Raw genomic sequence first — 13,926 nt, 5'->3', positions numbered from 1 at the left:
CTCCGAATGACACCTATCTCTGCGCAGCACGACGAGTTCGATATTAAACAGCAGCGCCCTGCCGCCGGTGAAACTCGTCGTTTTGCTACTGGAGAGGCTCTATTTTTTTCGCCACTGCCGGTGCCTACCGGGCAAATCCCCATGGATTTCGGCGGAAGCTTCGTTGAAGTCAACGAGACATTCCTCGACTTGGGCAGTAGTAATTTCGGCAAGGCTTTCCAAGCTAGGGCAATGATTGGGCTCGGTATGATATTCATCTTCTCATGCCTGATTGTTTTGCCTTTGCTTGCAGGATCTACTACTTGGGGAAATCCATTTTCCGAATCCTTTTGGGACAGAGCTGCAGGTATGTTCCATTTCGGTGTGACCTTTAGTCTTTGGGGAGGAGCAATAGCCGCGCTTCTCGGTACTTACGTTATTTTGAGCACTACCAGAGCGAAGTCCCGCACCCGTCCAATTCGATTCAACCGCCAACGTCGTGAAGTCTGCTTTTTCCCCGAAGGTTCTGACGCTCCTGTCATTCAACCATGGGAAGAGACAGTATCTTGGCTCTCAATCAGTACAGGTGTGACTGGAGTGGGGGTAACAAGCGCCTATACCTTTGGTATGGCGTTCGACGATTCCAGAGCTGACGTAGTGCACTTTGTGAGACAAGGAGTAATGACTCCTACTCATGGCTTGGGCAAATGGGAAGCCATACGTGTCTATATGGAAAAAGGACCGGAGTTCTGCCCTGGCAAAGCCCCCTACGAAGGGCGTCACACCTTCGATAAAGAACGACAAGACGTGCACGAGGAATACCAGCACAACGAGCGTTCCGCTTTAGGCGTTGGCTGGTGGTACCTGACACACCTGATCACCTGGTGGCGTTTTCCGTACTGGGTAGCGGAATGGGATCATCGTTTCAGCATGAAGTCCCTACCTAACTCGATTGCTGAGTGGTCCAAACCCTTACCGTCTGAGCAATGGGCCAAGCCGAGCCAAGCTTTGAACGAGCAAAGCGCGAAGATTGAAAGAGCCTTTGCTCAAGGACAGGATTTCATGACGTACTTCAAGGCCAACCTCAGCAAAACCGAGGCAAAGGAATCAGCGGATAGTTCGGCATTATGAGCGTAGAGATCAAACAGCCCGGTGATTGGCGGGACTTGAGCAATCAGCGCCCTGTCGCTGGTGAGACCCGACGTTTTGCCACTGGCGAGACATTGTTCTTTTCACCACTACCCATTCCTACCGGGCAGACACCAATGGATTTGGGTGGAAGCTTTCTTGAGGTCAATGATACTTATCTCGATGTCGGTAGTAGCAACTTCAATAAGGCTTTCCAAGCCAGAGTGATGATCGCAAGTGTAATGCTCTTGTTGATTGTAAGTTTGATAGTAGGACCTTTTATCGCAGGCTTGATGAGTATCGGTGATCCCTACGACCGAACATTTATATACATTTTCAAAGAGTTTTTTCCCATGGGTGCTGCCATCGGCGCTTGGGGAGCGGCAGGCGCAGCGGTTTTAGGACTGTATGCAGTGATCAGTACCACCCTCAATAAATCCAAGACCCGCCCCATCCGCTTCAACCGCCAGCGCCGCGAAGTCTGTTTCTTCCCCAACAACTCCAACGTACCCGTCATCCAGCCATGGGAAGAACTGGTCGCCTGGCTCTCAGTCAGCACCGGTTCAACAGGCGAAGGCATCATCAGCACTTACACCTTTGGCATGGCCTTCGACGATCCCAAGTCCGACACAGTCCACTTCGTAAACCAAGGCGTAGCAACACCCATCCATGGCTTGGGCGAGTGGGAAGCGATCCGCGTTTATATGGAAAAAGGACCGCAGTACTGCCCCGGCAAGGCGCCTTACGAAGGCCGCCATACCTTCGATCAAGAGCGTGCCGATATGCATGAGGAATACCAGCACAACGAGCGTTCCGCTTTAGGCGTTGGCTGGTGGTATCTGACACACCTGATCACTTGGTGGCGTTTCCCTTACTGGGTTGCAGAGTGGGACCATGGCTACAGTATGAAAGCGCTGCCGGACTCGATTGCAGATTGGTCGAAACCACTGCCGCCGGAGCAATGGGCAACGCCAAGTGCCGAGTTGGTTGCACAGAGCGCCAGGATTGAAAAAGCCTTTGCTCAGGGCCAGAGCTTCATGGAGTATTTCAACGCCAGTAAGCACCCGATGCAAAAAACAAGTTAAGAAAAACGGGCGATCAAATGATCGCCCGTTTTTTATGCACGCTCAGCCAATAAACTCTCTTCAACCTCATACTTGACCACCACCCGATTCTTATAAAGCCGCGTACTCTCCAACACCTGACTCTCCTGCCCCTTGCTCCTCACATCCCGCCAGATTTCATTCTCCCGAAACACCCGCCCGCCTTCACGCACAAACCGGTGTTCCCGTTGATAAACGTGATACCGAAACGCCCGGATCTGATCACACAACAACTCCCCTTCCAACTGCTGCTCAGCCACTTTCAACTTCAACTGAAAGTGCCGATCCGTCGGGTTGTGCAACACCAGGTCGATGTAGTTGTAAAAGATTGCCGCCCCGGAACCGAATGGCAGCACACGCCCCTCGTCAGGAAATGGGTCGAAGCTGTGATTCGATCGTTCGACTACCAGCAGCGGGGAGTGAATCGCCATCCAGTGGATCAGGTTGCTTAGTTGGCAAATCCCGCCACCGACGCCGCTGCGTGCTTCACCAAAGGACAGTTCCATGCCTTCGACGTAACCGCGTTTTCGGGTCGGTCGGCCGACCAGACGGCAGAAGGAAAAGTATTCACCGGGGCCAATGACCACGCCGTCTATTGAAGCCACGGCCAATTTCAGGTTCACGACTTTGTTGTGTTGCAGCTGCAAATCGGAGTCGCCGAGTTTGCGGATCAGTTTGGAGGTGTGTTTGAGGTATCGGTACGGCAAGCGCTCAAAGGTGTCTTTCGGGCGAGCGTAACGTTTGCGGGAGAAGCGCCACGCCAGTTGGCGGAACAGTCTTTTTTGCCACACGCGCAGCCAGTAGAGGGCCGGGTGATAAAGGGAGAGAGGTTTCATCCGTGTCAGAACGGCGGCTGCCGTTTTCATCCTTTACAAGAAATGCTGGGCATCCTATCGGATTTATGCAGTGCATATTGCACTTGAAGAAGGTGTTCGCCCAGTGTAATGGCCTCGGCAATCCATGCACTGGTAAAGAGCCCTGACACTGGGCGAACGGGAGGGATTTTAATAGAAGTTGGCGGATATGTCCGTGTGCATAAACATGAAATTTGTGTACACAATGTTTAACAAAATGTCGATTGCAATATTACACCGACAACTTTTTAAACCCACCAGTTAGACCATTAAATCTGATCATTCCTATACAAGAAACTGTACAGGAATGATCAAGCTGTAGAGCCAAGACTCAACTTTAGTGTTGAGTGGTCACTTTCAATACATCGGTATACGTCACGACGACGCTCTGCCCTACTTTCAAGTCTTTCAGTTTTTCCTGAACTTCAGGCTTTTCAACGTTGACGGTTTTCGAGTGTCCGCGGGGCCCCTTGAAGGTCACCTGGTTTTTCGCCACATCAATTTTGGTGATTTGCAGTTGTACCTGTACCTGACGGAAGGCTTCACCCCCAGGGTTGGGGTCGTCTTTGGTGGCGCGGATTTCTCCGGTGCGTTCGGTAGAGCCCGGCAGACCTTTGTCGACATCAGTGTCGAGGTAAGCGGCGACCGAGCGGATCACTTCGACGGTGACCTTATCACCGACCTTCAGGTTACCCAGATTCTTGGCTTTGTCGCTCAGTTGTACATTCACCTCACGGCCTTCAGCACCTTCAAGGACGACTTGATGGTTGGCGGCGTCTACGGCCAGGACTTTGGTCGTGACTTGATCGGCTTCAACGACGGCAGACAACGGAATGTCCGCTGCCACGGCGCTGAAGCTGACAGTGGACAGCACGGTGGCGAGGGTGATGGCTTTGGTCAGAGCATGAAGTTTCATAAGCGGAACATTCCCTGTGGTGGATGGCAGCAGACGGCTCTGAATCGAGGTTCGGCGCCGTCTGTGCCACTGAGCATAGACGCTGTTCAGCGATTGTCCGCCGTCTCTTGCACGGGTGGACGCGGTACGTCGGAGTATTTCGAGGCACGCGCTGTCGAGAGCTGCGACTCAATACCCGGTCATTTCCAGATAGCCCTGCCCCGCATGACTGCCGCTCAGGCGCACAGGGCCTTCCCAGTATGGAATGCGCAAATTCATCCAGGCATTGCGATTGAGGGCATCGAGGGTGATGTCGAGGTGCTTGGCGGGGATTTTGATTGACCAGCGCACCGGCATCGAACGACCGGCGACTGTCGCGGTGTCTTGTGGCGTGAGGATGATGTCGGCGGCGTGCAATAACTGAGTCTGGCCCTGCGCGTCGATCCAGGTGCCGGTGAGATACGGCTCGCCGTTTTTCTGCCGCATGCGGTACAGCATGACCTGTTCGCCGCTGTCCAGGTGCAGGGAAAACCAGTCCCACCCCGTCTGATTGGCGGTCAGCGGCTGGCTGCTCCACTCGCGGTCAAGCCAGGCTGGACCGCTGACCTGATAGGCCTTGCCGTCGATATCCAACGTGCCGCTGGCCTGGAAAAACGGCTGGCTGTAGTAGTACGACGCCTGGCCCTGTTCGGATTTCTGACTGAAACCCTTGTCGCCCTGAAGCACCAGTGGACGCGTGGACGTCAGCCGCAGCTGGTAGCCGAACGCCTTGTCGCGGGCACTGAGTTGAAGCTCCGCCAGAGGATCGGCGCCCTGGCTGCTGAATCGCCAGTCGTCGATCCACGCATTGAACGGGTCAAGACTCACACCCGCCTGACCAACGCCGCCCCGGGAATAACGCTCGGCAGCATGATGCACCGTGGCAGAGGTCACCGCAGCATGCCCCAACCAGATCACCTGATTGCCCCAACCCGCCACCTCGGGCGCGGCTTTCAACGCACTGCGAAACAGCGTCCATTGCACGCCGAACTCGCGGCCCTGATCGTCCTTGAGGTTAGCCGTGACGTACCACCACTCGATCCGAAAGCCATCGTGGGGACCGTGATCCGCCGGGAAGCTGAACACCCGGCCGGGCACTACCGGTGTGAACGCGGCGGCTTCACCCCCGAGCCCGGCGAAGCCTTTTTCAACCGGCGCCGTGTCATCGCAGCCGCTCAAAAAAAGTGCCAGCAACAACGCGCCGAGCTTAATCCTCATGAGCAAACGTCCTCAGCAGGTCCGCCGGTTGCGAGCGATACAGCGCGTACAGCGGCCACGCCGACGCCAGCAAAGTCGCGAACAACGCCAGCCCCATCAACTGCAACAGCTGCAACGGAAAGACCCGCAACGGCAGGCGCCAACCGAACGCCTGAACGTTGATCACCGTGTCCAGGCACCACGCCAGCGCGATGCCCAACGGCAACGCCAACATCAGTGTCAGCACCGCCAGCAGCCAGGTTTGCCCGAGGTTGAGCAGCATCAATTGTCGGCGCGTCACGCCCAGCGCCCACAGGGGCGCGAGTTGTCCGAGGCGGCTCTGGCTCTGGGTCAGCAGGCTGATAAACAGCGCCACGCCCGCGACTGCAAGGGTCAGGCTGTTCAGTGCGGCAGTGGCGGCGAAGGTGCGTTCGAACACTTGTGTGGACCAGCCCTTGAGCCGGGCCTGATCGACGATGCGACTGTCATCGAGGGCGAAGCGCGCTTGCAGGGTTTGCAGGAACGGCGCAATCAACGGCGGGTCGATGCGCAGGTTGAAACGGTTCGGCGTCAGTTGCGGCCAGCCGCGCAGCAGATGATTGACGTTGACCAGGAGGTGACCCTTGGGGTTGCCGTAGTCGGCGTAGATCCCGACGATTCGCGGCGACCAGGGGCCCGCCGGTGTGGGAATCGTCAGGTGGTCGCCCAGATGCACTTTCAACCGCCGCGCCAGTTGTTCGCTGAGCATCAAGGCGTCGTCCTTGGCCAGCCGGTCCCACGGGTTGTCGCCCAAGGCCTCCAACAGCGGCCAGTGCTGGCGATAGGTCGGGTGATCGATCACGCCGAACACGTCCGCCGGCCAGCCTTGCAACTGGATCGACACCTGCCAGTTGGGCAGCACCGCACTGAGGGAGGGTTGCTGTTTGAGCCAACTCTGCAGTTCTCGGGCCTGGGCCGGATTTTGCGGGTTCACGTAGAGCTCGGCAGTCAGGCGTTGTTCGAGCCAGTTGCTGAAGGTCTGGCGGAAACCGGCGGTCATGCTGCCGGCGCCGATGTTCGCCGCCAATGCCAACAGCAGCGCCATCAGCGCCAGGCTCAGGGCCGGCAGTTGCTGGCGGCAATCGGCGAGAAACCATTGGCCGAGCACCGAGCGGCTGCGCTGCAGCGTCAGGTTCAGCACGCTGTTGAGCACCACCGGCAGCGCCAGTGCGGCACCGATCAACAACGCCGCCATCAGCACAAATCCACTGGCGAGACTTTCGCCCCGGATCAGCGCCAGCAACGCGATCACGCCGGCAATCGCCGCGACCCACGCCTGGCGCCGCAACCAGCGTGCGTGAGCCTGATGCCAGGCTTGCGGATCGGCCAGGGCCAGCAACGGCAGACGCGCCGCCCGCAACAAACTGTTGGCACCGGCCAATAACGCGCCGAGCAGGCTCAGGCCGACGCCACTGAGCCACCACCATGGGCTGAGGCTCAACTGCCCCGCCACTTCGGCACCGTACAAACCGCGCAAACTGGCGGCGACATCCGGCAGCAGCACGCTGGCCAGCAGGTAGCCGCTGGCAACCCCGGCGAGGCCGCCGAGCAGTGCCAGGCCGCCCAGTTCAACAGCGAGGCAAGCGATCAACATCCGTGCGCTGACACCACAGGCGCGCAGGGTTCGCAGCAGCCCTCGGCGTTGTTCCAGCGCCAGCCCGATGGCCGCGTGAACGATGAACAGGCCGACCACGAAAGACAGAAAACCCAAGGCATCGAGGTTCAGGTGAAAACTTTCGGTGAGGCGCGAGAGGTTGTTTTCTTCGCCGCTGCTTTTGAGTTGGAGCTGGCTTTTGAACTGATCCGGCAAGGTGGCGGTGAAATTCTTGGGCAGCAGCAGACGTGACAGTTGCTCCGGCAGCCCCAGAATCTGCTGGGCGAAGCCGATATCCACCAGCAAAACGCCGGGGGCCATGTCGGTTTGAACATGCAGCGGCGGTAAAGTCGCCCCGCTCAACGTCAGTGGCTGCTCGCCTTCGCGCATGCCCAACGCTTGCAACGTCTGCGGCGAAATCCAGGTGCTGCCCGGCGGGCTGAAAAACCGGACGATCTGCTCGATGTCCAATGCCCGCCCGGCCACCGCCGAACCGGCCGGCAGCGACACCGGCTCGATGCCCATCAGTTGCAAGCGCTGGTCTTCATGGCCCTTGAGCGTCACCCGCCCTTGCAGCACCGGCGACACAGGCCAACCGTCGCGGCGCAGTTCGATAAACAATGCCTGAGAAAAAGTCCCGCCACCGGGTGCGCTGAGGCTGGCCTGCGGCTCACCACCGATCAACTGACTGGCCCGCGCATAACTTTCCCGCGCCTGACTGTTGAGCGCCTGCACGCCGGTCAGCAGGCTGGTGGCCAGCCACAGCCCGGTCAGCACACTGAAAAATTGCACCGGGTGCTGCCGCCAATGGCTGAGCAGCGCCCGCAACGTCTCGCGAAAGACTCGCACCTCAGTGCTCGTCCGCGCCAGCCAGACGGCCACGGTGCAGCACTACTTTTTCAGCCAGGCGCGCGGCCACTCTCGGGCTGTGAGTGACCATCAACAACGTCGTCGGACTGTCGTCGAGCAGTTCCAGCAACAACTTCAGCACTTCATCGCTGGTGGCTTCATCGAGGCTGCCGGTGGGTTCATCGGCCAGCAGCAATTTGGGTTGCGATGCCAGCGCCCGGCCCAGCGCGACTCGCTGTTGCTGGCCGCCGGACAACTGCTCGGGATAACGCCGCAACACATCGCCCAGGCCCAGACGCTTGACCAGATGCGCCTGCCAGCGCGCATCATGCCGCCCCGCCAGCCGCGCCTGGAACGCCAGATTGTCCTCCACGCGCAAACTGCCGATCAGGTTGAACTGCTGGAACACCAGGCCGATTTCGGTGCGTCGCCAGTTCGCCAGTTGCCCTTCACTCATCCGTTCAAGCTGATGTTCACCACTGCGGATGCTGCCGCTATCGACCTTGTCCAGCCCGGCGATCAAATGCAGCAAGGTACTTTTGCCGCTGCCCGACTCGCCCATCAGCGCCAGGCTGCTGCCGGATTTCAGCGTCAGGTCGACACCTTGCAGCACCGACAGCGGACCTTGCGGAGTGGCGTAGCTTTTGAAAACGCCTTGGACCGAAAGCATGGGTGAACCTGTTTGAGGGGCGTGGGGCAAAGGATAGCGGCCGCGGAAGTGGAGTTGGGACAAATTTCAGGTTTGCGTTGCACGTTAGGGCCCCATCGCGAGCAGGCTCGCTCCCACATTGGATCTTCGTTGCGCCAAAGATCTAAGGTGGGAGCGAGCCTGCTCGCGATAGGGGCAACTCATTTTCGGCTCAAAAACTCAGCACTTCACCCCCACCCACGTAAAACACAACGGCAATTGCGCCTCTCGCTGCTGATACTGATCATAAATCTCCTCCCGATTGGAGTGCGGATACTCCTTGAAGTGGCTGATCTGCAACCCCGCTTCGATGGCGCCGGTGAACATCTCGCTGAGGGTATGGACGAACCAGTAGGACGTCGCGGCTTGCTGTTCGACTTTGCCTTCGTAGACGATCGGCTGGTCCTGCACGAAAGGTTCGCGGCGGAAGTACGAAGTGACCGGGCGAAAGGGATCGTCTGATTCGGGGTCGAACATTTCCAGGAACGGGTGGGTTTCGTACACCACCAACGCCCCGCCGGGCTTGAGGGTGCGGGCGACGTGGCGGAAGAATTCGCCAATGTCCGGCATCCAGCCCAATACGCCGATGGTGATCAGGGCCACATCGAACCGGTGGTGCAGTTCACTCGGCAGGTGATGAATGTCGGCCTCGACGAATTCAGGCGCGTGCGGCGAGCGGGAAGCCAGTTCCCGCGCCTGATCGAGAAACGCTGCGGACTGGTCAACGCCGACGACGCTGCGGGCACTGAGCGCAAACAGTGAAAGACTTTCGCGGCCGTTGTTGCAGCCCAGTTGCACCACGTCCTTGCCGTCGACCCCAACCTGCTCCAGCACACCGCGCAACGTGTCGTCGATGCAGCAGAAATCGCCCAGTGCCACGGCCTTCAACAGTGACGGCCATTCGGGATTGTCTTTGTGGTGTCGGGCGGAGTCATTCCACGCATCGCGGTTGCTGGCGATGGCTTTTTCTTTGGTCAGCATTTCCATTGCACGCTCCAGAACTCGGGTTTATCAGACCGGCCCGAGTCTAGATCAGCGTTTTTGAAAAACCCATGTAGCGTTTGTTGGAATGTTGTAAGCCGGCAACGCGCCCGTACGGCAGCTATAGTTAATGGCCTTGGGGAATTGCGGGACAACCGATTTCGCAGGTGCTGCCATGAAACACACCGATTTGATGCTGTTGCTCATCTTCTGCCTGACCGCCACCACGGGGGTTCACGCGGATGACAACCTGACGCCGCCGTCCGGGTACAGCAGCGAGTTCAACTATTACGGCGAAAACCAGCCGTTCGCCCACCCCGTTCCGCCGACGCTGAGCACGGTGCCACCGCGCTCGTACATTCCCACGGCGCCGCAGGATTTCATCCCGATCTCCAGCGAGCACGTGTTCTCCGATTCACGGTTGCCGACCGTCGCGGATGCCACCGTCCGGGTGTTCATCCGCTCCTATGACCCGGAACTCGGCGTCTACGTGAACGAAGAAGTCGTCGACCCGACGTGCCTGCTGGCCTGCCTCAGTCGACAGGGCCAGGCGACGCCCGTCTACCACTGACGCTTGTCCGGGCGGGCGAGGCCGAGTTTTTCGATCCGGTAACGCAGCATGTCGCGGCTCAAACCCAGCAGCCGTGCGGACTTGGTGACGTTCCAGTCGGTCTTGTCGAGCATCTTGCGCACCATGTCGCGCTCGACCTCCGGCAGGTTCATCGACTCGTTGCCGTTGTACGCCGGGCGCACTTCATTATGGGGCGCCTCGGGCATCGCCACCGGCTCGTCCACCAGGCTCAGGCAGACGTTCAACTGGTGCGCGGCGATGGTGTCGTACTGGGCCAGCAGCACGGTTTGTTCGAGCATGTTGCGCAACTCGCGCACGTTGCCCGGCCAGCTGTAGCTCATGAGCAATTCTTCGGCCTGTTCGCTGAAATGCAGGTTCGGTTTGCCATAGCGTTTGCCGTGGATGGCGAGGAAGTGCCGGGCCAGCAACAGGACGTCTTCGCCACGGGTATAAAGGCGCGGCACCTTGATCGAAATGATGCGCAAACGGAAGAACAGGTCGCGGCGGAACTTGCCCTGCTGGACCATTTGTTCGAGGTTGCAATTGGTTGCGCTGATCACCCGCAAATCAACCTTGCGCTCCTTCACCGAACCGACCCGGCGAATGGTCCGGTCTTCCAGCAGCTTCAGCAGTTTGGCTTGCAGCAGCAGGTCCATTTCCCCGACTTCATCGAGAAACAAGGTGCCGCCATCCGCCGCTTCCACAAGGCCGACGCGACGGTCCTTGGCGTCGGTGAATGCCCCCTTCTCGTGGCCGAACAGCTCCGACTCCACCAGATTGGAGGGAATCGACGCGCAGTTGAATTCAATGAACGGGCCCTTGCTGCGCGGGCCATCGAAATGCAGCGCGCGGGCCACCAGTTCCTTGCCGGTGCCCGTCTCGCCTTCCACCAGCACCGGCGGCAAATCGGCGTTGGCCATCCGGCGCTCGGCGTCGAGCAACTGGCCGATGGTGTTTTTCAGAAAGACCATGGGCCCCGATTCGCCGATCAACGCCTGCACCCCCGACTTCTGCGCTTCGCGTTCCTGATAGAACGACAGCGTGCGCTCCATCCGCTCGGTGGCCAGGGCCTTGTCCAGCAACAGCTTGAGTTCCGGCAGCGCCACCGGTTTGGTGACGTAATGGAACGCGCCTTCTTTCATCGCCACCACGGCGTCTTCGACATTGCCGTAGCCGGTCATCATGATCACTTTCAGGTCCGGCGCGCTGATACGCAGCTTCTGGATCAGATCGTGACCGCTCATGCCCGGCAACGAGTTGTCGGTCAGTACGACGTCCGGGGCAAACGTGTTCATTTGCTTCAGCGCATCTTCAGCCGAGTGGCAGACCGTCACCTCGAAGTCTTTGCGTTCCAGGTAGGTCTGAAGATTCCCGGCGAGGATTTCGTCATCCTCGACCAGCAGAATGCTGTACCCCATATTCCCCTCCCGTTGCCACTTTGAAGTTCAGACAAACGCGGGTTCCTTCCTGCTCCTGGCTGGTCAGTTCGACCGAACCTTCAAAACGCTCCATTATTCTTTTGACCAGGGCCAGGCCCACACCCAACCCGCCTTGTTTGGTGGTGAAAAACGGTTTGAAAACCATTTGTTGCTGCTGTTTGGTCATGCCCTTGCCGGTGTCGCTCAGGGTCATGCGCAAGAGTCCGGACTGCGGCGACTCGATATCGATGCTCAGCACGCCGCCCTTGGGCATGGCTTCCAGGGCATTGGCGAACAGGCTATTGAGAATTTGCGTGAGCAGCACCTGTTGGCTGACGACCGGTGGGCAAACCTGCGGCGTGAACCGGACTTCGACACCGGAGCGCTTGATCAGCGCGTCAAAGGCACTCAGGGTGTCGTCGATGGCCAGCACCAGGTCCACGGTTTCGTAGTCGTCATTCACCGGCCGCAACGACACCAGCAACTCGCGAACCCAGCGCGACATGCGATCGACCTGGTTGATGATGTCGCCGATGTTCTTCTGCGCGCTCTGACTGGCGATTTCCTGGGCCAGTTCGGCGCTGGAGCGAATGTTCGCCAGCGGGTTGCGCAAACTGTGGGCCACGGCCGAAGACATTTCCCCCAGCGCGACGAAGGTTTCGTTGGCGATCAGCTGTTTCTGCTGACTCTCGATCAGCTTCGCCGCACGCCGCACAATCCAGAACAGCCCCAAGTAGATGGCGGCACCACCGAGCACGGTGGCCAGCCAGATGGCCTTGAAACCGCGCTGGATACGTTCAACCAGATCAGTAGGCTCCTTGTAGACCTCGACCATGGCGATGACTTTGCTTTTGTCGGCGTTGAACATCGGGATGTAGTTTTCAACGAACAGGTACTGGGGCTCGTGCAACAGTTTTTGTTCGGGACGTTCTTCATCGACTTCGTGGTAGCTGGTGGAAACGGGCTCCTTCATTTCGAAAGATTCGTCCAGTTCATCGTCGTCTTCGATGCGTACGCCGATCAGCTCCGGGTTGGTCGACCAGACCACGGTGCGATCCTGGGCATACACCGTGGCCAACAGCAGGTCCGGCAGGTTTGCCACATGATCGAGAAACTCGATGCGCGCCGCAGCACGTGCGCCCGGGTTCACGTCGGGATGGGCGTTATCCAGGCGAGAATCGAGCATTTCGCCCATGGTTCTTTCCGGGGAAATCGATGCGTGGCGGATTTCGGCAGCACCGATGGCCTGGATAAATTGCGCGGTCAGCATGGAATCGCGTTCGATGCTCTCCTCCACCACGAAACGGGTGGAGATGTACCCCAGCCCCGCCGCCACGGCGGCAATGATCAAAAAACTGGCAAAGGAAAACCAGCGCAGCAGATTGAATTCGCCACGCCAGCTCGTGCATTCCCCCGCCGGAAGGTTCGACGGAGCAGGTACTTTTTGTTGTTCGAGTATCTGCATGGTGGGTCCTGAATTCGGTACTGGCTTGAAGCCTATTCAGTGGCGTTTCGCATCAGTGTAGGTGTCATTGATCGAGTCGGCGGTTCAATGATAGTAATTCGCCGCTATGGCACCTGCGCCGCTTGCAACGATTGCTGACGATCGGTTTCCTCCTGCAAAAAATCAATGATGGACTGCGCCGCTTTCTCATCAAGGCGCAGGTTTGGCATCGGGATTTTGTCGAAGCGTTGAAACAGTTCCAGCGCAATCGGGTCTTTTTCGGCCAGCATGCGATCCGGTTCTCGGATCCAGCGATTGAGCCAGGCGGGATCGCGCACGCGGGTTACGCCGATCAGGTCCGGGCCGATGGCGCGCATGCCGATGCCCTGCCCGTCTTGCGGCCCGAGGCTGTGGCACGAGGCGCAACGGGTGCGAAACAACTCTTCGCCGTTGCTCGGCGGGCGGATCTCGGGCGCATCGGCATAATTTTCTTCAACACTGGGTTGCTTCCAGTTCTGCAAGGTATTGGCCAACTGATCGGCGAGGATCCATGGGTTCTCGAACGGTGAGGCTTTCATCCAGCGACCGGTGCCCTGGTTGCCGACGATCAGGCTCAGGTTGTGGTCCTTGCTGCGACCGTTGTCGACGCCCTCGATAAACAGCCCGAGCTTTTTGCGCAGGTCGGTGACGGCCTCGAACTCCCCGGTGAGGAACTGCCAGCCCGGCCCGACTTTGAAGCGCTGCGCGTAGGCCTTGAGCACCTCGGGTGTATCGCTCAAAGGATCGATGCTGATCGAGTAGAAAAAAATATCCTGGCCGACCCGGGGCCCCAACAACTGCTGCACCTGGCGCAGGCGCGCGGTTTCCAGCGGGCAGGAATCGCTGCACGTGGTGAAGATGAAGTTGATCACCACCACTTTGCCTTTGATCATGTCATCGAAAAAACGCACCTGCCGACCGTCCTGGTCGGTCAGCAAGGTGTTGGGAAAGTAATCGCGCCCCCAGGGTGTCGCCGATTCCGTCGGCGACGGCGACAGTGCGCCTTCATGAGCGAGCAGCACCTGGCTGGCCAGCAAAAACGTCACCAGTACCAGAATCAGGTGCATGCCCAGTGCGCGGGAGCGCGGCGTGTGCAGTGTCATGTCGG

At 58.8% G+C, this 13,926-nt stretch carries 12 protein-coding genes; 3 read left to right on the top strand and 9 right to left on the bottom strand.

Going from position 1 to position 13,926, the window contains the following annotated elements; translation table 11 throughout:
* Positions 1-6 precede the first annotated feature (6 nt).
* Entirely contained in the window at positions 7-1,110 is a 1,104-nt protein-coding gene (locus tag K5R88_RS02050) for a DUF6708 domain-containing protein (RefSeq protein WP_226299069.1), read from the top strand.
* Positions 1,107-2,192: a DUF6708 domain-containing protein gene (locus K5R88_RS02045; RefSeq protein ID WP_329959891.1), complete on the top strand. Its 1,086-nt coding sequence runs from the start codon at positions 1,107-1,109 to the stop codon at positions 2,190-2,192. Before K5R88_RS02050 ends, K5R88_RS02045 begins: the two co-directional genes overlap by 4 nt.
* Before the next feature lie 32 nt (positions 2,193-2,224).
* Here K5R88_RS02045 and K5R88_RS02040 read toward each other — a convergent pair whose 3' ends face one another.
* From K5R88_RS02040 to K5R88_RS02015, 6 genes are all read right to left on the bottom strand, one after another.
* A complete protein-coding gene (locus K5R88_RS02040; protein ID WP_226299068.1) occupies positions 2,225-3,046 on the bottom strand; it encodes a VanW family protein in 822 nt (273 codons plus the stop codon).
* Positions 3,047-3,401: 355 nt separating this feature from the next.
* A complete protein-coding gene (locus tag K5R88_RS02035) occupies positions 3,402-3,980 on the bottom strand; it encodes a hypothetical protein (RefSeq protein WP_226299067.1) in 579 nt (192 codons plus the stop codon).
* 168 nt (positions 3,981-4,148) lie between these two features.
* On the bottom strand, positions 4,149-5,216 hold the full coding sequence (locus K5R88_RS02030) for a lipocalin-like domain-containing protein (protein ID WP_226299066.1): 1,068 nt from the start codon (positions 5,214-5,216) through the stop codon (positions 4,149-4,151).
* Positions 5,206-7,677 (bottom strand): ABC transporter permease, encoded by a 2,472-nt coding sequence (locus K5R88_RS02025; RefSeq protein WP_226299065.1) that lies wholly within the window; start codon positions 7,675-7,677, stop codon positions 5,206-5,208. The genes K5R88_RS02030 and K5R88_RS02025 overlap by 11 nt, the downstream gene beginning before the upstream one ends.
* Position 7,678: 1 nt before the next feature.
* Positions 7,679-8,347, bottom strand: a complete 669-nt coding sequence (locus tag K5R88_RS02020; protein WP_008034147.1) for an ABC transporter ATP-binding protein — start codon at positions 8,345-8,347, stop codon at positions 7,679-7,681.
* Between the two features lie 198 nt (positions 8,348-8,545).
* Positions 8,546-9,352 (bottom strand): class I SAM-dependent methyltransferase, encoded by an 807-nt coding sequence (locus K5R88_RS02015; RefSeq protein ID WP_226299064.1) that lies wholly within the window; start codon positions 9,350-9,352, stop codon positions 8,546-8,548.
* A gap of 169 nt (positions 9,353-9,521) precedes the next feature.
* Here K5R88_RS02015 and K5R88_RS02010 point away from each other — a divergent pair, with 169 nt between their 5' ends.
* On the top strand, positions 9,522-9,917 hold the full coding sequence (locus tag K5R88_RS02010) for a hypothetical protein (RefSeq protein WP_008034150.1): 396 nt from the start codon (positions 9,522-9,524) through the stop codon (positions 9,915-9,917).
* Here K5R88_RS02010 and K5R88_RS02005 read toward each other — a convergent pair.
* The 3 genes from K5R88_RS02005 to K5R88_RS01995 all read right to left on the bottom strand — a co-directional run bounded on the left by K5R88_RS02005 (position 9,908) and on the right by K5R88_RS01995 (position 13,921).
* Positions 9,908-11,335, bottom strand: a complete 1,428-nt coding sequence (locus K5R88_RS02005; RefSeq protein ID WP_207286177.1) for a sigma-54-dependent transcriptional regulator — start codon at positions 11,333-11,335, stop codon at positions 9,908-9,910. The two genes, K5R88_RS02010 and K5R88_RS02005, sit on opposite strands and share 10 nt — an antisense overlap.
* Complete coding sequence (locus K5R88_RS02000; RefSeq protein ID WP_008034155.1) at positions 11,304-12,800, bottom strand: sensor histidine kinase; 1,497 nt, start codon at positions 12,798-12,800, stop codon at positions 11,304-11,306. The genes K5R88_RS02005 and K5R88_RS02000 overlap by 32 nt, the downstream gene beginning before the upstream one ends.
* Before the next feature lie 104 nt (positions 12,801-12,904).
* Complete coding sequence (locus K5R88_RS01995) at positions 12,905-13,921, bottom strand: SCO family protein (protein ID WP_008043625.1); 1,017 nt, start codon at positions 13,919-13,921, stop codon at positions 12,905-12,907.
* Positions 13,922-13,926: the final 5 nt, after the last annotated feature.

Origin of the sequence: Pseudomonas sp. MM213, from assembly GCF_020423045.1 — a bacterium.
Classification (GTDB): domain Bacteria; phylum Pseudomonadota; class Gammaproteobacteria; order Pseudomonadales; family Pseudomonadaceae; genus Aquipseudomonas; species Aquipseudomonas migulae.
Note: the sequence above shows the minus strand (reverse complement) of the source record. Positions and strands in the feature narration are given on the sequence as shown.

What these genes read in the sequence shown, in the direction of transcription:
- K5R88_RS02050 (WP_226299069.1), top strand. Translation starts at nt 7, where the DNA reads ATGACACCTATCTCTGCGCAGCACGACGAGTTCGATATTAAACAGCAG.
- K5R88_RS02045 (WP_329959891.1), top strand. Translation starts at nt 1,107, where the DNA reads ATGAGCGTAGAGATCAAACAGCCCGGTGATTGGCGGGACTTGAGCAAT.
- K5R88_RS02040 (WP_226299068.1), bottom strand. Translation starts at nt 3,046, where the DNA reads ATGAAACCTCTCTCCCTTTATCACCCGGCCCTCTACTGGCTGCGCGTG.
- K5R88_RS02035 (WP_226299067.1), bottom strand. Translation starts at nt 3,980, where the DNA reads ATGAAACTTCATGCTCTGACCAAAGCCATCACCCTCGCCACCGTGCTG.
- K5R88_RS02030 (WP_226299066.1), bottom strand. Translation starts at nt 5,216, where the DNA reads ATGAGGATTAAGCTCGGCGCGTTGTTGCTGGCACTTTTTTTGAGCGGC.
- K5R88_RS02020 (WP_008034147.1), bottom strand. Translation starts at nt 8,347, where the DNA reads ATGCTTTCGGTCCAAGGCGTTTTCAAAAGCTACGCCACTCCGCAAGGT.
- K5R88_RS02015 (WP_226299064.1), bottom strand. Translation starts at nt 9,352, where the DNA reads ATGGAAATGCTGACCAAAGAAAAAGCCATCGCCAGCAACCGCGATGCG.
- K5R88_RS02010 (WP_008034150.1), top strand. Translation starts at nt 9,522, where the DNA reads ATGAAACACACCGATTTGATGCTGTTGCTCATCTTCTGCCTGACCGCC.
- K5R88_RS02005 (WP_207286177.1), bottom strand. Translation starts at nt 11,335, where the DNA reads ATGGGGTACAGCATTCTGCTGGTCGAGGATGACGAAATCCTCGCCGGG.
- K5R88_RS02000 (WP_008034155.1), bottom strand. Translation starts at nt 12,800, where the DNA reads ATGCAGATACTCGAACAACAAAAAGTACCTGCTCCGTCGAACCTTCCG.
- K5R88_RS01995 (WP_008043625.1), bottom strand. Translation starts at nt 13,921, where the DNA reads ATGACACTGCACACGCCGCGCTCCCGCGCACTGGGCATGCACCTGATT.